Genomic DNA, 18285 nt, shown 5'->3' on the forward strand with positions numbered 1-18285 from the left:
CAATCCAGCGCGCAGCATCAGTGAAAAAATATTGGGAGTAGATCGTGGGGAAGCCCTTTATTGTTGTTGGGGACAAGACAGACCATGGTGGCGTTGTGATCAGCGGCGCGCCAACGACGGACATCAACGGCAAGCCGATTGCCCGCGTGGGTGATCAAGTCACTTGTCCCAAGCGTGGGCACGGCGGCACCACCGTCATCGTGTCAGGCGATCCGACCTGCCTCATTGAAGGACAGCCCGCGGCCCGCCACGGCGACAAGACCGCTTGCGGTGCAACACTGCTCTCTTCTCAAGCACAAGCCACCGATTGACGACCTCGGTTCCCACGGCGGAACCCTATTACCTTCTTCTCATGCGTCAATGGCTCAAGGGCTTGGCCCTCCTCGTTGCAATCACCTGCCTGGTGTGGGTGGGGGTGCTGTGGTATTGGCAAGCCACCAGCCGAGACATGTCGCCCGAAGATATCGTGCTGTATCTCGGGCTGCTGCCCTTGGTGGTGTTTGGCTTGGTGCTCCTGGCACGCTGGGCCTTGCGTGCGGCCGTGGCCAGTGCGGTGGCTCAAGAGGCCGCCGCCGCCGCCCAAGCCGCAGCCACAGCGTCGCCCGCGCCTTCATCTGCAGGCCAGCAAGAGCGCCATGCCGCTTTCAAGCTGCTGGCCGCGGGCTTGAGTTGTGCGGCGGGTCAGTCGGCCCGCGAAGTGGCGGGCGCCTTGGCAGAGGGCGCGCCGCGGCCCGCGCCCGACAAGGTTTTGCGCGATGACGAAGGCCTGCCGGTGTTGTGTGCTCGGATTGAGGCGCTGGACACCGCTGCGCTGCAGCAAGCTTGGGAAGGCGTGTGCACTGCAGCCAAGGCTGATCTTCAAATGGCTGAGACGGCGCAGGTGGCGGTCGACGACGCGGTGCAGCGCGCCCTGTCTGCATTGCAGGCACCGCTGCAGCAATGCCTCGCTCAGTTAGCTGCGTGGTCTGAGCGTTTTGCGATGCCCGATGCGGAGGCGCCGCAGGCCGCCACGTCTGCCCTGCCTGCTGGCCTGCGCGTCTTCACAGCATGGCCCAGTCACTGGTCCCCCATTGAGCGCGCTGTGGCGCAGGCCTGGGTTAAGCATTGCTTGAAGCAAGAAAGTGCAGAGTGGCTGGCCCCATCGCAGCTGCGCCTCATGCCCAGCACCGCAGGCGGCGGCATTGCACTGTGGCTGGAGGCGGACCGTGCCCTGCGCGCATCCCAGCGCGAAGGCTTGCCCGAGGTCGTGCTGTTGTTGTCCTGCCAGTCTGACTTGAGCGATGCGCGTCTGAGCCAGCTGCAGCGTGAAGCGTCACTGTTCACCCACGCGAGCCCCAAAGCCGGGGTGGCCGCCGAGTCGGCGGTGGCCTTGGCCTTGGCCGATGAAACTTGGCCCGACCTGCCCGATGCGCCAGCCACCCCCATGCGCCTGCACCGCGCTGCCGTGATCCAGCGCGACAAACCCATCGAGGCGGCCGGCCGCGTGAGTGCGCAGGTCGCTGAGCAAGTGGTGCAACAAGCGGCAGCGGCCGCTGAACTGCCCCTGTCCGAGGTCTCCGCTTTGATCAGTGACGCCGACCAGCACTCGCCGCGTGGCGCTGAGCTTTTTTCAGTGTTGGTGGCGCAGTTGCCCCAGCTCGATGCCGCCGAAGACACCCTGGTGGCCGGCGCGCTGTGGGGCCGCACCGGCCCGACGGCGCCTTTGATGTTGGTGGCCCTGGCGGCCCACCGCGCTGAGATGAATCAACAACCTTGCCTGGCCTTGAGCGTCGACGACTCCGTCGCGCGCATGGCTTTGGTGCTCAGACCGCCCGCTGCCGCGGACGCTGAACCGACGAAGAGCACATCATGAATCGTTTCTGGACCATTGTGTTGGACCCTCGGGTCTTGGTGGTGATCGGCCTAGCAGCGCTCGCTGCCTTCTTGTTCATCGGCGCCGATGTGCTGGCCGTCGCGGGCTTTTGGGCGGCGCTGGGCTTGGCGCTGATCTTGCTGGTTTGGCTCATCGTGTGGGTCGTCAAGCGCGTGCGGGCCAAGCGGGCCGCCAAAGCGCTGGAGCAAGCCATCGACCAGCAAGGTGCATTGGGGGCTGCCGGCGCTGAAGACAAGGCTCAGCTGGCCGTGTTGCGCGAGCGCATGCAAGAGGCGGTCAAGACGGTGAAGTCTTCGCGCCTGGGGGAGTTGAAGGGCTCGGCAGCCCTGTATGAGCTGCCCTGGTACATGGTGATCGGCAACCCGGCGGCGGGTAAGAGCACGGCCGTGGTGAAGTCGGGCCTGAAGTTCCCGTTTGCCGATGCCAGCGGCAGCATCATCCAAGGCATTGGGGGCACCCGCAATTGCGATTGGTTCTTCACCAGTGAAGGCATCTTGCTGGACACCGCGGGCCGCTACTCGGTGCACGAAGAAGATCGATCAGAGTGGCTGGGCTTTTTGTCGCTGCTCAAGAAGAATAGGCCCAAGGCGCCGATCAACGGCATCGTCATTGCGGCCAGCTTGGCCGAGTTGGCCACAGGCCGTCCTGAGCAAGCCATCCAGTTGGCCAAGAGCTTGCGCCAGCGGGTGCAAGAAGTGACCGAACACCTGGAGGTGTTTGCGCCGGTCTACCTGGTGTTCACCAAAGCGGATTTGATCTCGGGCTTTGCAGAGTTCTTCGAGGACCAAGAACGCGAAGAGCGCGAGCGCGTCTGGGGCGCCACGCTGCCCTATGACCAGGCCAAGCGCAAAGAAGCCATTGCTGCCTTTGACAAGCATTTCGATGAGCTGCATGACGGCCTGAAAGAGCTGTCGATTGCGCGCATGTCGCTGCAGCGCGGCCAAGCGCTGCCGCCGGGGGTGCTGACCTTCCCGCTGGAGTTCGCGGCACTCAAGCCGGCCTTGCATGCTTTTGTGGTGACGCTGTTTGAAGAGAACCCCTATCAGTATCAGCCGGTGTTCCGAGGCTTCTACTTCACCAGCGCGGTGCAAGAAGGCAGCTCCACCAGCCGAGCCAGCGACCGCGTGGCCAAGCAGTTTGCGCTGTCCTCGCGGGCGGAATACACCACGGCCATGGTGGTGGCCGATAACGGTTTCTTCTTGAAGGACTTGTTCTCCAAGGTCATTTTTGGCGACAAGGGCCTGGTGCAGCAATACGCCAGCCGCCGCAAGCTGCGCCTGCGCGCTTGGAGCTTCGGCCTCGGTGTGGTGGTGCTGGCTGCAGCCTTGGCGGGTTGGAGCTGGTCTTATCTGGGCAACCGACAGTTGATGGCCCAGGTGCAGGCCGACCTTAGCAAGGTCAGCAAGATGCAGCAGGAGCGCCCGGACTTGGCCTCGCGCCTGGAGGCGCTGGAGTTGCTGCAAGACCGCATTGAGCAACTGCAACGCTACCGTGAAGACAAGCCCTGGGGCATCAGCCTGGGCCTGTATCAAGGCGAGGCGATTGAGCAAAAGCTGCGCGAAGAGTACTTCGCCGGCATCAAAGAGGTGATGCTGACGCCCGTGTCCCAGGCCATTGAGGCCTACCTGACCGAGGTCAACGCCAACCCCTCGCGGCTCAAGCCCATGGTGGCCACGCCGGAGTCTGCGGCCACGCCTGCCAACCAAGGAGCCAACAAGTCGGCGGCAGGCGGCACACGCTATGTGGATGCCAGCGTCGAAGACGCGGCCGATGCCTACAACGCGCTCAAGACCTACTTGATGCTGGCAGATGCCAGGTATCTTGAGGGCAGCCATATGACCGACCAGCTCACCCGCTTCTGGCGCGGCTGGCTCGACAACAACCGCGGCGCCATGCCCCGCGAGAAGATGATCCGCAGCGCCGAGCGCTTGATCTCTTTCACCACCAGCCAGTTGGCTGACCCTGCCTTTCCGCAGTTGCAAAACAAGCTGGCCTTGGTCGACCAGACGCGCGAGAACCTGCGCGAGTTGGTCAAGGGCATGAAAGGCATCGACCGCGTCTACTCGGACATCAAGGCCCGTGCGTCCACACGCTTTGCGCCCGTCACGGTCAAGGGTTTGATCAGCGACCGAGATCGTGACCTGGTCGCTGGCAGCCATGCCGTGCCCGGCGCCTTCACGCGCGAGGCCTGGGACGACTATGTGGAGCAGGCCTTCAAGGATGCGGCCAGCAAAGAGCTGCAAAGTGCCGATTGGGTGCTGAAGACGGCGGCCCGCAATGACCTGACGCTGGAAGGTAGCCCGGACCAGATCCGCAAGCAACTGACTGAGCTCTACAAGACCGAGTACGTCAAAGAGTGGCAGCAGTTCATGCAGGGCATCACCGTCACAGAGTTCGGCAGCTTTGAAGTGGCCGTGGAGCGCATGAACCGATTTGGCGACACCGCAGAGTCGCCCATCCGCAAGCTGATGACCACGCTGTTTGACCAAACGAGTTGGGACAACCCCTCGCTGATCAACGAGCGTTTGGGCAAGGCGCAGGGCGGGGTGATGGACTGGATCAAGCAGTCCATCTTGCGCATGAAGCCCGGCCGGGTCGAAATGGATGTGAAGGTCGGCAGCGACAAGAACGCCGCCATCCCCATGGGGCCGGTGGGCCGCGAGTTTGCGGCGCTCTCGCGCATCATGATGTCCCGCGACAGCAACCCGGCCTTGATCCAAGGCTACTTGCAGCAACTCTCCAAGCTGCGCACGCGCTTCAATGAGATCAAGAACCAAGGCGACCCCGGGCCAGGGGCGCGGGCCTTGATGGTCTCCACCTTGTCGGGCAATGGCTCTGAACTGGCCGATGCGCTGCGCTTTGTGGACGAGCAAATGCTCAACGGCATGACGGACTCTGCCCGCGCCACTTTGCGCCCGCTGCTGGTGCGCCCGCTGATGCAAGCCATGGCAGTGACAGTGCCCCCGGCTGAGACCGAGTTGAACCGTGTTTGGGCCGCGCAGGTGGTCGAGCCTTTCCAAAAGACGCTGGCGGGCAAGTATCCCTTCGACAAACAGTCGCGCCTGGAAGCTGGGCCGCAAGAGATCTCTAAAGTGTTTGGTCCTGAGGGGGCCATCTCTAAGTTCGGCGCCGAAGCGCTTGGGCCGATGGTGGTGCGCCGTGGGGACACGGTGGTGGCCAAGACCTGGGCCGACATTGGCCTGCGCCTGCGGCCCGAGTTCAGCGAAGGCTTCCCGGGCTGGATCGCGATGATTGATGGTGCGCCAAGCGGCGGCGGCGGCCAACCCGGCGCCGGCGGAGCGGCACAGGTGCCGTCGGATCAGGGCATGTTCCAGTTGCTGCCGCAAGGCTCGCCGGGCATCGCTGAGTACAGCGTCGTGATCGACGGCCAAACTCTGCGTTACCGCAACACCACCGCCGAGTGGGTGAGCATGGTGTGGCCGAATCCATCGGGTGTGGCGGGCGCTCGGGTCAGTGCCATTACCAATGAGGGCAAGACCATCGACTTGCTGAACGAGCCGGGCCGCTCGGGCTTTGATCGCTTTGTGGAGATCGGTGCCCCGCGCAAGATTGGCGACAAGCTGTTTGAGCTGAACTTTGTGCAAGGGCCTTACAAGGTCACTGTCCATATCCGAATGATCCGAAGCCCCGGTGAGGCACCGCCCGCTGCGGCGCAGGGCTCCGCCGCGGTGGTGGGGGGCAGCAATGCGCGACTGCAAGGGCTGAAGCTGCCCGCCCTGGTGGTGGGCTCGCCGGACGTGCCTGGCGCCGCGCCCGGCGCGGCCTCTGGCGCAGCCTCGGCCGGAGGGGCTCGATGAGCGTCGCGTCTGCACCGCTGCTTTACTTTGGCAAGCTGCCCTCGCGGGGGGACTTCGTGCGCAGCGCCAGTGTGTCGGGCTTGATTCAAACCCTGGATCGCTGGCTGACGGGTGGCATTGAGATGCTGGCCAATGACCCGCGCTGGCGTTTGGTCTATGACCGGGCTGAGCCCTTGCACTTTGCCTTCCTGGGCTCGCGCAACACGCGTGGCATGGCGGGGCATTTGCGGGTCAGCACCGATGCCTCTGGTCGGCGCTTCCCCTTTTTGGTGGCAACTTTGCTGGAGCTGTCTGCGCCGCTGGACTATCTCTCGCACAGTCCTCTGCTGCTGGCACAGCCCTGGCGGCGCATGGATGGTTTGGTGCGCCAAGCGTTGGCGGCTGAAGATGCGTCAACGCTGCTGCAGGATTTGAATCAAACCCAGGTCGATGTGCCGACCACGGCGGTGGCTTATCAGCGGCCTTATCAAGCCTTCTTGGACGATCACTCCGTCGGCACCATCGAGGGCTTTTTGGCGGCTGGAGGTCATGACCTTTCGTTGAGAGCCAGCATCTTGGGTTTGGGCTTGCTGCTTCAGCCGGTGCCCGCCAGTGGTGTGCAGCGGCTGGACAAGGGCTTGCTCTTGCCGCTGCCGGCTGACCCACTCGCCCAGGCGATGGTGGCCTCCATGTGGATGGATTTGATCTCGGGTTTTTTGGCCAAGGCCGACTTCGAGCTGACGGTCTTCATCCCGCAACGCGGCCCGGGCGAAAAGCCCGTGATGGCGCTGGCGTTTGATGGGGCTTCACCGGCCACCCTGCGGGCGCTGTGGGACCCAGAGGCCTTGGGGGACAGCTTTGTGGACGCCCGTCAGGCCGATTGGGTGGAAGGCTATGTCGAACAAGACTATGCCGTGAAAAAACTATCAAGCTATCTGCGGCAATCTGGGCTCTCGATGCGCCTGGCCGTGGATACCTTCAAGGAGGTGTTTCTTGGCCAATGACCTCAAGCCGCGGCGCGGCGCCTTTTCTTCATTGATGCCCGTGCTCTGCTTGGCCAGCTTGTGGCCTGGGCTGCTTGGGGCCCAGGTGCCCGCTGCGCGGCCCGCCGCAGCGGCGCCAGCTGCTTCTGCGCCTGCGGCCTCGCGCCTGGGCCAGGTGGTGGTGGCCGGGACGGTGCCCGATGAGTCCACTCGTCAAGCCATCTTGGCTCGCGTGCGAGAGCTGTATGGCAATGACCGTGTGGTGGACCAGTTAGGCGTGGGCAATCTGGTGGCGCCGCCTAATTGGTCTCAACATGTGCAGCGCGCCCTGCATCCGGACCTCAAGCAAGTCAGCCGGGGCCAATTGAGCATTCAGGGCAATGTGCTGGAGATCAAGGGCGAGGTGTCCAACGAAGCCCAACGCCAGCAGGTCTTGAGCCAGATCGCCACTCAGCTCAACAACCCCACCTACACCGTGCGCAACAGCCTGCGCGTGTCGGCTGCGGGCCAAGAGGTGGTGGATGCTGCACTGGCCAATCGCATTGTGGAGTTTGAACCCAGCAGTGCCACACTGACGGCCACAGGCCAAGCGGTGCTCGATCAACTGGCGCCGGTGCTGCTGCAGCTCTCGGGCCGCAAGTTCGAGGTCATCGGGCACACCGATGCTTTGGGCGCGCGGGCCGCGAACGTGGCTTTGTCGGCTGCGCGCGCGGAAACCGTCAAGGCCTATTTGGCCAAGAAGGGTGTGCCCGAGGCCAACATCACGACCTCGGGTGTGGGGCCGGACCGCCCGGTCGCGGACAACAACCTGGCGGAAGGCCGGGCCCGCAACCGGCGCATTGAGTTCCGCGTCAGTCAGTAACCGTTGTTTTGAGGCGGGGGCTCCACCCCCAACAGGTCTTCCAATTGCGACAGGGAATTGGGGTCCTTCATGACCGCACGCAGCCAGGCGTGTAGCGGCATGTCCCCCCAGCGCGCGGCCTTGTCGGCCAAATAGGCGACCGGGCTGTGCGGCTCGGTGCGCCGGAAGAACTCGGCCACTTGGCGCAGTTGGGCCAGTGCTTGGGCACGGTTGGTCAGTGGGCCGCCTGAAGCCCCTCCTGCAGACCCTGAAGAGGTCGATGCCGCCGCCGGGTTGCCTGCCTCGGCGTCGGGGCTGGCGGTCATCACGCCTTCGGCGCCGCTGTCGCGCACCAAACGGTCCAGACCGTGCAGGGCAGCATCGACAGCGTCCTTGGCGGGCGTGAAGGCAGGGCCGTCTTGGCCCAGATGCCCGTCTACCACCTGCTGCAGTTGCAAGAGCGCGGCCTTGAGTCGGCGGGCGGCGTCTCGGGTGTCGATCAGGGTTTGAGATGGTGTGTCGCGTTGCGCACGGCTGATCATCTCCAGGGTGACTTTGCCGTCGGTAGAGACGGGCGGGCCACCTTCGGCGCTGCGGTCAAGAGCTTGCTGCAAGACGCGCGCGGACTCCATGTCCTGCAGGCTCAGGGCCCGACTGCCCAAGCGCATCACCGGCAAGGCCTTGGCCAAGGTGGCCACCTGGGCCAGCATCCAGCCCAGGCTGCCCACACGCAACTCCATGTCGTTGCCCTCGGGCAGCGGGTGCAGATGCGGCCACAAGTGCTCGCAGAGGCGTGCAGCCATCTCGACGCCATCGGCCAAACCGCCATAGCCCTGCAAATGCGCCTTGGCTTCGGCCCACCAGCCCACCACGCGCAGGTCGCGCGTGCGCTGCTGCAGGAGTTGCTCGCAGAGCTTGACCACGCCGGGCCAATCCGCCGTCTTCAGGTCGGTGACCCACTCGCCTTGGCTCAGCGAGGGGTCGTCATAGCGCCGCAGATCCTGGATGGTGTCGAACTCGGTCGAGAAGCTCATGTCCTCTCCGCAGATGCTCTGCGCAGAAAGGGGCTGCAATAGGGAATCGATGTCCATGGGGTCCTCTGCCTCTATGTTTGCGCTGGATTGTGACGCAGCGCGGGTGGTAGGCTCAATGCTGATCACGAAAGGATGATGTGGACATGAGTGAAACCAAGCCCCCCAAAGTCGCCCTGGTGACCGGCGCCGGCTCGGGCATTGGCCGGGCCTGTGCGTTGGCGCTGAACGCGGCCGGCTGGACCGTGGTATTGAGTGGCCGCCGCCAGGCGCCGCTGGACGCCGTCATCGGCGAGATGAGTTGTGCGGAACGTGCCAGCGCCGTGCTGTGCGATGTGTGCGACGAGTCTTCTGTGCAGGCGCTGTTTGAAGACATCGCTGGCCGCTTTGGTCGGCTCGATTTGCTCTTCAACAATGCGGGCGTCTTCACCGCCGGCGTGCCCTTAGAAGACCTGCCGGCGGCCGCTTGGCGCGCAGCGGTAGACACCAATTTGACGGGCGCATTTTTGTGCACCCAACAAGCCTTTCGCTTGATGAAGGCCCAGCATCCGCGGGGTGGTCGCATCATCAACAACGGCTCTATCTCGGCGCACACGCCGCGGCCCAACTCCGTGGCCTACACCGCCACCAAGCATGCGATGACGGGGCTGACCAAAGCCGCAGCCTTGGATGGCCGGGCCTTTGACATCGCGGTGGGGCAGATTGATATTGGCAATGCCGCTACCGACATGACCACCGCCATGGCGCAGGGCATGCTGCAAGCCGATGGCAGTGTGCGCTCAGAAGCCCGCATGGATGTGCAGCATGTGGCGGACGCGGTCGTTCACATGGCAGGCTTGCCGCTGAATGCCAATGTGCTGTTCATGACCGTCATGGCCACGGGCATGCCGTTTGTGGGGCGGGGCTGAGCGTGCAAACCTGGCCGCAGGCGCTCTCGATCGGCTTGGCAGGCGTTGACGAGCCTGGGGTGCTGGCCTTGTTGGAGGAGTTGTCGGCGACATTGGCGCGGCTCACCGGGGACACCGGGGCTCAGAGCTTTTCGCTGGATGATCTGCGCACCGGTGGTGCCTGTTTGGCCGTGGCGCGGGATGATCGGGGTCGGTTGTGGGGCTGTGGTGCCCTGAGGCCCTTGGCCACCGAGGACGGCTGCGTGGCCATGGAGCTCAAGCGCATGTTTGCGCGAGCGGGCACGCGGGGCGTGGGGGCGGCGTTATTGGCTTTTCTGGAAGCCGAAGCCTTGGGCCGGAATGTCGAGGTGATTCGACTCTCAACGCGTCGTGTGAACGAACGCGCCGTCAGGTTCTACAGGCAGCATGGCTATCTGCCCTGTGCGCCTTGGGGTCGCTATGTGGGGCGCGAGGCTTCGGTATGTTTGGAGAAGCGTTTGCAGTGGTCAGCATCAGCGTCGCCACCCGCTTAGATGGTGTTCAGGCGCTTGGCGGTGATCACCACCGTTTGCGTCTCAGCCACCATCAGCGGCGCCGAGGCTTGGGTGCTGGCGGCGACGGCTGCGGCGTAGTCGTGAGCGGCCATCGCGTCAATGCCCAGCAGCACAGACATCGAGACCACGGCGGCGGCACCGAAGGCAGAAACGCGAGTGAGGAAGCTGCTGGAAGCGGGGGAGGTGGAAGTCATGATCAGGTCCTTTCAGGAGGGGTTGAGGTGTGTCGATGGCTTGCACTGTAGAGAGACCCATTGGCAAGTGCCACGCCCATGCGATGAGCCGACATGGCGGCGGGATGAACTGCGATGCCGACGGATGAGCGGCACGGAGTTGCGGCTACCATGGCGGCAGCAAACCAAGACAAGGAGCCCCTATGACGAGTCTTCGTGCCGCTGCGTTGTTGCTGTTGACGGCTGTGGCGGGTGCCGGCCTGCAAGCGGCGCCCGTGACTTATGAGATCGACCCCAGCCACACCTATCCCAGCTTTGAGGCCGACCATATGGGCCTGTCCACTTGGCGCGGCAAGTTCAATCTGACCCAAGGCCAGGTCTTGCTGGACAAGGAGGCAGGGCAGGGCAGCTTGGACATCGTGGTGGACATCGCCAGCGTGGACTTTGGCCATGATTTGATGAACAAGGTCGCGCTGGGGGAGTCCATCTTTGATGTGGAGAAGCACCCACACGCTCGCTACAAAGGGCGCTTGGTCGGCTTTGTCGAGGGGGCACCCACCAAGGTGGAAGGTGAGTTGACCCTGCACGGCGTGACCCGGCCCTTGAGCTTGACGATCCAACGCTTCAAGTGCATTGCGCACCCCTTGCACAAGCGCGAGCTTTGCGGCGCAGATGCGCTGGCCCGCTTGAACCGAGCTGACTTCGGCATCGACGCTGGCAAGGCCTACGGTTTCGACATGAACGTCGTGCTGCGCATTCAGGTCGAGGCTGTGGCCAAACCCTGAACCATGTGACGCCAGCGCTGCCGCTCTGCAGAACCCTTCCATGACGCTTCAACCGGGCCCCACCGCACTGCACCGTTCGAGGGCGTGGTTCGGCTGCGTGGCCGTCCTGGTGGCAACAGCCTCTGACGCCGTGGATGCCGCGCCGGTGACCTATGAGATCGATGCGCGACGCTCGCAGCCGAGTTTTGAGGTCATGCACAAGGGGGCGCCTCGTTGGAAGGGGCAGTTTCAGTTTGCGCGCGGCACCATGACCATTGACCGTGAGGCGCAATGGGGGCGCGTGGCCCTGGACATCGATATGTCTAGCGTGGACTTTGGTGGCTCGGTGATGAACAACTTCGTCAAAGGGCCGTTGATGTTCGAGGCCCAGCGCTTTCCGATGGCCCGCTTTGAAGGCCAGTTGTCAGAGGCTGTCGATGGCATGCCCACCCAAGTCGAGGGCCTGCTGACCCTGCATGGGGTGACCAAGCCCTTGAAACTCAAGCTGCATCAAGTGCGTTGCGCGCCTGAAGAGGGCAGTCGACGCGAGCGCTGCGTGGCCAACGCCAGCGGGCAGTTTCTGCGCGATGAGTTTGGGGTGGACTTTGGGCGGGCTTTGGGCCTGGAGATGGCTGTAACGCTGAAGATTCATGCCGAGGCGCTGGCCACTCAGCCCTGAGGCGCTCTGCTGCCCTCTGCCGCAGCGTGGCGGATGTAGATATCGCGATCAGGCAGAGCCAGACGCAGCGCGTGGAAGGCCGCTTGATTGAGCCGGGCGCCCGCGCAGTGCGGAGGGACGGTCAGCACGACCTCGGCTTCGTCGGGCCCGAGATGGACGGCTTGCACCACAGACAGCGCTGAGCTCATGCTGGCCGTCAGCGGGGCCAAAGCGTTTTCCAGCACGCTGAGGGCGTGCTGCACGTCTTCTGCTGGGCCACTGGATAGCAGTGGACCGGTTCTCTCCAGTGCACTGACGCGGCAGGGGCTCTCGTGCTCGCCGGGCAAGCAGCCCGGGCACTCCTGCGCGGGGGTGTCGACGTGTAAGACGATGGATCTCATGAATCAGATTGTCATGCGATTTGGGGTATGCAGATGCCCTTGCGCAGGGCTGCTCCACGCCGTGGAAGGGCGTGCTTGCTGTATGTCAAGCGTAGAGGCTGAAAGACCCGTTTGGGACGAGAATTGAGCTGCCCTTATCCCTAGTTTTAGGCCATCATTGAGTTTGGTTTGAATGCAGGGGAGCACCATGACTAAGACACGCAGCAGCACCGCACGCGCCTTGGGCGCACAGCCAAACTCCGCCACATTGCCGCCCCAGCCCATCAGCGGCGAGGTCTTGGTTGAGAAGTACGCCAAAGGCGATGAGTGCAACTTGGAAGACGTGCGTGCTCGGGTGGCCCGCGCCTTGGCCGCTCATGAAGCCCCCGAGCAGCGGGCGCATTGGGAGGCGCGCTTTTTGGAAGCCCAGCGCCGAGGCTTTGTGCCGGCGGGGCGCATCAACTCCGCCGCGGGCACGGACCTGACGGCCACCTTGATCAACTGCTTTGTGCAGCCGGTCGGTGACTCCATTGCCCAAATGGAGGACGACACCCCCGGCATCTATACCGCGTTGACCGAAGCCGCTGAGACCATGCGGCGCGGCGGCGGTGTGGGCTACGACTTCTCCAAAATCCGGCCGCATGGCGCCTGGGTGGGCTCGACCCAGTCCAGTGCCTCGGGGCCGGTCAGCTATATGCGGGTGTTCGATCGCTCTTGCGAGACGGTCGAATCGGCTGGTGCGCGCCGTGGTGCGCAAATGGGGGTGCTGCGTTGCGACCATCCGGACATCGAAGCCTTCATCCACGCCAAAGACCAGGGCGATCTGCGCAACTTCAACATCTCGGTCGGCGTGACCGATGCCTTCATGAAAGCTGTGCAGGCCGCCTCAGATGTGGAGTTGGTGCACAAAGCCGAGCCGGGCGACAAGCAAAAAGCCAAGGGCGCCTACCAGCGCGAAGATGGTCTGTGGGTGTATCGCAAGCTGCCAGCGCGGACGCTGTGGGACCAGATCATGCGCTCCACCTATGACCATGCCGAGCCCGGCGTCTTGTTCTTGGACCGCATCAACCAGGACAACAACCTCAGCTACTGCGAAGACATCTCCGCCACCAACCCCTGCGCCGAGCAGCCGCTGCCGCCCTATGGCTGCTGCTGCCTAGGCTCCATCGACTTGACGCATTTTGTGCGCGAGCCCTTTGAGTTGGATGCGGCCTTTGACGACGCGGCCTTTGCGGAGGTGGTGACGGTCGCGACCCGCATGCTGGATAACGTGTTGGATGTGACGGTCTGGCCGCTGGAGCGCCAGCGCCAAGAGGCTGCCAACAAGCGCCGGGTGGGGCTGGGCTTTACTGGCTTGGGCGACGCCTTGGTGATGCTGGGCCTGCGCTATGACACCCAAGCCGCCCGTGACATGGCTCGCCACATCAGCGAAGTGATGCGCGATGCCGCGTACAACGCCAGCGTTGATTTGGCCGCCGAGCGTGGCGCCTTCCCGCTGTTCAATGCGGACCTCTATCTCTCGCGTGGCACCTTTGCCTCGCGCTTGCCCCAAGCGGTGAAGGACCGTATCCGCAGCCATGGCTTGCGCAACTCGCACCTTTTGTCGATTGCGCCCACCGGCACCATCAGCTTGGCTTTTGCCGACAACGCCAGCAATGGCATTGAGCCGGCGTTCAGTTGGACCTACACCCGCAAAAAGCGCATGCCCGACGGCAGCTTCAAGGAGTATGCGGTGGAGGACCATGCCTGGCGTTTGTATTGTCACCTTAAAGGCGCCGATGCACCCTTGACGCCCGCCTTTGTGACGGCGCTGGAGATGAGTGCCGACGCGCACGCGTCCATGGTGGCGGCGGTGGCGCCCTGCATCGACACCTCCATCAGCAAGACGGTCAACGTCCCAGCTGACTACCCCTATGAAGATTTCCAAGACCTCTACCTGACGGCTTGGCAGTCCGGCCTGAAGGGCTTGGCCACTTATCGGCCGAATGCCGTGCTGGGCTCGGTCTTGAGCGTCGAGCCATCGGCCGCTGCAGCCAGTGCCCCGCCCAAGGCCTTGGCGGTCGATGGGGCCAACCAGCGCCTGAAGTTGGAGAAGCTGCCCAAACCGGTGCTGACCTCCTTGCGCTGGCCCGGCCGGCCCGAAATGCGCGGCGGCAACCCGGCCTGGAGCTACATGATCCAACACCCGCACGGCGACTTCGCGCTGTTTGTGGGCGAGATGCCTGCAGAGGCCGGCCCCAGCACCGGCCTGTTCGGCGCCACGCTGCCGTTTGAGGTCTGGGTCAACGGGGCAGAGCAGCCGCGGGGCTTGGGGGCGCTGGCCAAGACGCTGTCGATGGACATGCGCGTCAACGACCCGCAGTGGCTCAAGCTCAAGTTAGATGCCTTGGCCACGGTGGCCGAGGAGCGCTCGTTTGAGATGCCTTTCCCCCCCAGTGGCGAGCAGCGCTTGTTCCCTGGGGTCGTGGCCGCCACGGCCAGCGTCATTCGCTGGCGCTGCGAGGCGCTGGGCGCGTTCCAGAACGCCGGGCCTTCGCCAGTGATTGACGCCATGTTCAGCCGCGACGAGCCGCGCACGTCGACCGCAGGCACGCTGGCCTGGGGCGTGGATGTCGACAACCCGGCCACCGGCGAGAGCTTTACCCTGACGCTCAAGGAAGTGGCCCTGGCTTCGCCGGAGTCACCGTCGGGCTACGTCACCCGGCCGTGCGCCTTGGGCTTCTCTGGCAATTACCCCCGGGCCCTCGATGGCTTGGCGCGTTTGCTCTCGCTGGACATGCGGGTGATCGACCCCGCATGGATCGGCATGAAGCTGCGCAAGCTGCTCAATGTGGGTGAACCTTTGGGTCACTTCATGGCGCCGGTGCCGGGCGAAAAGCGCCAGCAAATCTGGCCCAGCACCGTGGCCTATGTGGCCCGCTTGATCATCCACCGCTATGCGATGTTGGGTGTGCTCGATGAGCAAGGCTTTCCGGTGCGCGAGATGGGTATCTTGGAGGCTCCAAGCCCGAAGTCAGGTGCGCCAGCCACGATCACACCGATGGCCGGCAAGTCGTGCCCGGAATGCGGTAACGCCACCTTGATCCACAAAGACGGCTGCGATTTCTGCACGGCTTGTGGGTATGTGGGGCAGTGTGGGTGATGTGTTGCTTGCCGTTGGCCTCACTCGTGGCGCGGCGAAGTCGGCAGGGGGACAGTCACCGCTCATGTCCCCCGACGTCGGCTGCGCCGACGTCTCCTCCTTTACTTCGCTATGACTGTCCCCCTGCCGACTTCGCTATCAGCGGTGAGCTGACTATGGCCGCGGGTACCGGCAGCCAATCCCGAACCTGAGCGCGGTGCGGATGGGCGCAGCGAGGTAAAGGGGGAGCCCCTCCCTAGGGGAGGGGCGGAGGACACGAGCGGAGTCCATCCGTGCCGTGCTCAGGTGAGCGACCGCGCGCGACCACCAAAGCCGCGTCGAGACGGGTCAAGCCCCGTCCAACTCCTTGAACAACTCCTTGGCCACCCGAAAGCTGTCCATCGCCGCTGGCGCCCCGCAATAAATGGCGGCTTGCAAAAACACCTCGCGAATCTCGTCGCGGGTCACGCCGTTGTTCAGTGCGCCGCGCAAATGCAGCTTCAGTTCATGCGGGCGGTTCAAGGCGGTCAACATGGCCAGCACCAAGAGGCTGCGGTCACGGCGGGGCAGGCCGGGTCGGTTCCAGACATCGCCCCAGGCGTACTGCGTCACCAACTCCTGCAGCGGCAGGCTGAAGGCATCCGCGTTCTTGATCGCGTTGTCCACATAGTCGGCGCCTAGCACCTCGCGGCGCGTCTGCAGGCCTTGGTCGAACAGATCTTTATTCATGGTCATTCCATTTCTAAATCATCCGTGTCCTTGTTGCTTCGCCTCGCCGTGCCATTGCACGGTTTTCGGCCTCGCGCCGAGACACGAATGAGTTGGCCTCGGAAGCGGGCTTCTCAGCGCAAAAACATCCGGTAGACCGGGTTGTCGGTCTCATCCACATAGGGGTAGGCCAGGCCGTCCAGGAAGGCCTTGAGCGCCTTCTTGTCGGACTTGGGGACCTGTAGACCCACCAAGATGCGGCCGTAGTCTGCGCCCTGGTTGCGGTAGTGAAAGAGGCTGATGTTCCAACTCGGGTGCATGGCCGACAAGAAGCGCATGAGTGCGCCGGGCCGCTCGGGGAACTGGAAGCGATAGAGGCGCTCGTCCTCTGCCAAGCTGCTGCGCCCACCCACCATGTGGCGGATGTGTTCTTTGGCCAGTTCGTCGTCGGTGAGGTTGACGGTGTCAAAGCCATGCTTGATGAAACTGCGCTCGATCTTGTCGGCTTCATCGCGCTTGCTGATGGACAGGCCGACAAACACGTGGGCTTGGTCAGCGTCTGAGATGCGGTAATTGAACTCGGTGACGCTGCGCGGGCCGACCAGCTCACAAAAGCGCTTGAAGCTGCCTCGCTCTTCAGGGATGGTGACGGCGAAGAGGGCTTCGCGCTGCTCGCCGAACATCGAGCGCTCGGCCACAAAACGCAGCCGATCGAAATTCATGTTGGCACCGCAGGTCACGGCAATAAAGGTCTGGCCCTTGCCCTTGAGCTTATGGGCCTCGACGTATTGCTTGATGGCCGCTACACCCATGGCGCCGGAAGGCTCGACGATGCTGCGGGTGTCTTGGAAGACATCCTTGATGGCGGCGCAGACGGCGTCGGTATCGACGCGGATGAATTCGTCCACCCAATGCCGGGCCAGGCGGAAGGTTTCCTCGCCCACCAGCTTCACGGCGGTGCCATCGGCAAACAGGCCGACATCGGGCAATGTGACCCGCTTGCCGGCTTCCACAGAGCGGGCCATCGCGTCGGAGTCCACGGTTTGTACGCCGATGATCTTGATCTCGGGTCGGAGAGCCTTGATGTAGGCCGCTACACCGGAGATCAGGCCGCCGCCGCCAATCGCCACAAAAATGGCATCTATCGGGCCTTGGTGCTGACGCAGGATTTCCATGGCGATGGTGCCTTGGCCGGCAATCACATCGGGGTCGTCAAAGGGGTGGACGAAGGTCAGGCCTCCCTGCTTTTCCAGCTCGACGGCATGCCCATAAGCGTCGGTATAGCTCTCGCCGAACAACACGACCTCGCCACCCAGGGCGGTCACAGCGTCGACCTTGACTTTGGGCGTGGTGACCGGCATCACGATGATGGCTTTGCAACCTAAGCGCTTGGCACTCAGGGCGACGCCTTGAGCATGGTTACCCGCCGAGGCACAGATCACACCGCGCTGCAGTTGCTCGGGGCTCAAATGCGCCATCTTGTTGTAGGCCCCGCGCAGCTTGAAGCTGAAGACAGGTTGCAGGTCCTCGCGCTTGAGCAAGACTTGGCTGCCGAGCCGACGACTCAGAGACTTGGCCGTGTCCAGCGGCGACTCAATGGCCACGTCATAGACCTTGGCGGTCAAAATTCGACGCAGGTAGTCGGTGGGGTCTGGGGCAGTCGTGCCTGCTTTCGCAAGAGGGCGCGCAGCAGGGCGCGCGGAGCGGGGGGCGCCGGCCATGGCGTCTCTCCTGGGGTCGGGGTGGATGAGGGGTGCAGCATTTGCTGCACCGCCGCATGATAAGCCAGCCCAAAAAAACGGCCCGAAACCGTGAGGCTTCGGGCCGAATCCACCAAAAGAGGAGGTGGAGGAGACAAGCGGTTGCAGGGCGTATCAGCACACTGCGATGAACTGAGTCTAACTTCACTTGTGTTGCACTGCAATATATTCTCGATAGAGGGTACTCACTAGCGCGGGATAATGTGAATCCACGCACGCTTGTGTGGCCCAGCGTCGCCTCTAAGCGATGCACGGCGCCAGATTGACAGTTCTAGAGGAAAGCAGAGCCATGGAATGCACCGTACATTGGATTGCCGACGCCGGCATGGTGATGCTGGCCGAAACCGGCAGCGGCCATGTGCTGAGCATGGACGGCGCGCCCGAGGGGGGCGGCAGAAACCTGGCGCCCAGGCCCATGGAGACGCTGCTGGCTGGTGCCGGAGGCTGCACGGCCTATGACGTGGTGCTGATCCTCAAGCGTGGGCGCCAACAGGTGACAGGCTGCACGGTCAAGATGAGTGCACAGCGGGCCGAGACCGACCCCAAGGTGTTTACCCACCTGAACTTGCATTTTGTGGTGACGGGCAAAGCCTTGTCGCAGGCTGCTGTGGAGCGCGCCGTGGCGCTATCGCACGAGAAGTATTGTTCTGCGACCGCCATGCTGGGCCGCACGGCCAGCATTTCTACCTCGGTGGAAATCAAAGACGCAGACGCCGCTGCAGCCTAAGTGGTACTCACGTTCTTGGGAAGACGAG

The 18285-nt window shown here is 63.6% G+C and carries 16 protein-coding genes; 11 read left to right on the forward strand and 5 right to left on the reverse strand.

Annotated features, from left to right (window positions below; genetic code table 11):
* The first annotated feature begins 44 nt into the window (after nucleotides 1-44).
* From KAK11_RS18950 to KAK11_RS18970, 5 genes are read left to right on the forward strand one after another with little or no spacing between them, the layout of a single operon-like run.
* Nucleotides 45-311, forward strand: a complete 267-nt coding sequence (locus tag KAK11_RS18950) for a PAAR domain-containing protein (protein ID WP_210810963.1) — start codon at nucleotides 45-47, stop codon at nucleotides 309-311.
* On the forward strand, nucleotides 308-1852 hold the full coding sequence (locus KAK11_RS18955) for a hypothetical protein (protein ID WP_210810964.1): 1545 nt from the start codon (nucleotides 308-310) through the stop codon (nucleotides 1850-1852). Before KAK11_RS18950 ends, KAK11_RS18955 begins: the two co-directional genes overlap by 4 nt.
* Nucleotides 1849-5691: a type VI secretion system membrane subunit TssM gene (gene tssM, locus KAK11_RS18960; RefSeq protein ID WP_210810965.1), complete on the forward strand. Its 3843-nt coding sequence runs from the start codon at nucleotides 1849-1851 to the stop codon at nucleotides 5689-5691. The genes KAK11_RS18955 and tssM overlap by 4 nt, the downstream gene beginning before the upstream one ends.
* A complete protein-coding gene (gene tagF, locus KAK11_RS18965) occupies nucleotides 5688-6674 on the forward strand; it encodes a type VI secretion system-associated protein TagF (protein WP_210810966.1) in 987 nt (328 codons plus the stop codon). Before tssM ends, tagF begins: the two co-directional genes overlap by 4 nt.
* Entirely contained in the window at nucleotides 6664-7515 is an 852-nt protein-coding gene (locus KAK11_RS18970) for an OmpA family protein (RefSeq protein ID WP_246499156.1), read from the forward strand. Before tagF ends, KAK11_RS18970 begins: the two co-directional genes overlap by 11 nt.
* On the opposite strand, the gene tssA is transcribed toward KAK11_RS18970, so the two are convergent.
* Nucleotides 7509-8585: a type VI secretion system protein TssA gene (tssA, locus tag KAK11_RS18975; protein ID WP_210810968.1), complete on the reverse strand. Its 1077-nt coding sequence runs from the start codon at nucleotides 8583-8585 to the stop codon at nucleotides 7509-7511. The two genes, KAK11_RS18970 and tssA, sit on opposite strands and share 7 nt — an antisense overlap.
* Nucleotides 8586-8671: 86 nt before the next feature.
* Here tssA and KAK11_RS18980 point away from each other — a divergent pair, with 86 nt between their 5' ends.
* Both KAK11_RS18980 and KAK11_RS18985 read left to right on the forward strand, forming a co-directional pair.
* On the forward strand, nucleotides 8672-9433 hold the full coding sequence (locus KAK11_RS18980; protein WP_210810970.1) for an SDR family oxidoreductase: 762 nt from the start codon (nucleotides 8672-8674) through the stop codon (nucleotides 9431-9433).
* 2 nt (nucleotides 9434-9435) lie between these two features.
* Nucleotides 9436-9945, forward strand: a complete 510-nt coding sequence (locus KAK11_RS18985) for a GNAT family N-acetyltransferase (protein ID WP_310737839.1) — start codon at nucleotides 9436-9438, stop codon at nucleotides 9943-9945.
* Here KAK11_RS18985 and KAK11_RS18990 read toward each other — a convergent pair.
* Nucleotides 9942-10160, reverse strand: coding sequence for a hypothetical protein (locus KAK11_RS18990; protein ID WP_210810971.1), 219 nt, complete (start codon nucleotides 10158-10160; stop codon nucleotides 9942-9944). The genes KAK11_RS18985 and KAK11_RS18990 overlap by 4 nt on opposite strands.
* A gap of 182 nt (nucleotides 10161-10342) precedes the next feature.
* On the opposite strand from KAK11_RS18990, the gene KAK11_RS18995 reads away from it, so the two are divergent.
* Together KAK11_RS18995 and KAK11_RS19000 are read left to right on the forward strand one after the other, a co-directional pair.
* Nucleotides 10343-10924, forward strand: a complete 582-nt coding sequence (locus KAK11_RS18995; RefSeq protein ID WP_210810973.1) for a YceI family protein — start codon at nucleotides 10343-10345, stop codon at nucleotides 10922-10924.
* Nucleotides 10925-10964: 40 nt separating this feature from the next.
* Nucleotides 10965-11582: a YceI family protein gene (locus KAK11_RS19000; RefSeq protein WP_210810974.1), complete on the forward strand. Its 618-nt coding sequence runs from the start codon at nucleotides 10965-10967 to the stop codon at nucleotides 11580-11582.
* Here KAK11_RS19000 and KAK11_RS19005 read toward each other — a convergent pair.
* A complete protein-coding gene (locus tag KAK11_RS19005; protein WP_210810976.1) occupies nucleotides 11573-11962 on the reverse strand; it encodes a hypothetical protein in 390 nt (129 codons plus the stop codon). The two genes, KAK11_RS19000 and KAK11_RS19005, sit on opposite strands and share 10 nt — an antisense overlap.
* 187 nt (nucleotides 11963-12149) lie before the next feature.
* Here KAK11_RS19005 and KAK11_RS19010 point away from each other — a divergent pair, with 187 nt between their 5' ends.
* Entirely contained in the window at nucleotides 12150-15083 is a 2934-nt protein-coding gene (locus tag KAK11_RS19010; RefSeq protein WP_210810977.1) for an adenosylcobalamin-dependent ribonucleoside-diphosphate reductase, read from the forward strand.
* Nucleotides 15084-15410: 327 nt separating this feature from the next.
* Here KAK11_RS19010 and pcaC read toward each other — a convergent pair whose 3' ends face one another.
* Complete coding sequence (gene pcaC / locus KAK11_RS19015) at nucleotides 15411-15791, reverse strand: 4-carboxymuconolactone decarboxylase (RefSeq protein WP_210810978.1); 381 nt, start codon at nucleotides 15789-15791, stop codon at nucleotides 15411-15413.
* A gap of 113 nt (nucleotides 15792-15904) precedes the next feature.
* Nucleotides 15905-17491: a threonine ammonia-lyase, biosynthetic gene (gene ilvA, locus KAK11_RS19020; protein ID WP_210810979.1), complete on the reverse strand. Its 1587-nt coding sequence runs from the start codon at nucleotides 17489-17491 to the stop codon at nucleotides 15905-15907.
* 328 nt (nucleotides 17492-17819) lie between these two features.
* On the opposite strand from ilvA, the gene KAK11_RS19025 reads away from it, so the two are divergent.
* Nucleotides 17820-18257: an OsmC family protein gene (locus KAK11_RS19025; protein WP_210810980.1), complete on the forward strand. Its 438-nt coding sequence runs from the start codon at nucleotides 17820-17822 to the stop codon at nucleotides 18255-18257.
* Nucleotides 18258-18285 lie beyond the last annotated feature (28 nt).

Source organism: Ideonella paludis (genome assembly GCF_018069865.1).
Lineage (GTDB): Bacteria > Pseudomonadota > Gammaproteobacteria > Burkholderiales > Burkholderiaceae_C > Ideonella > Ideonella paludis.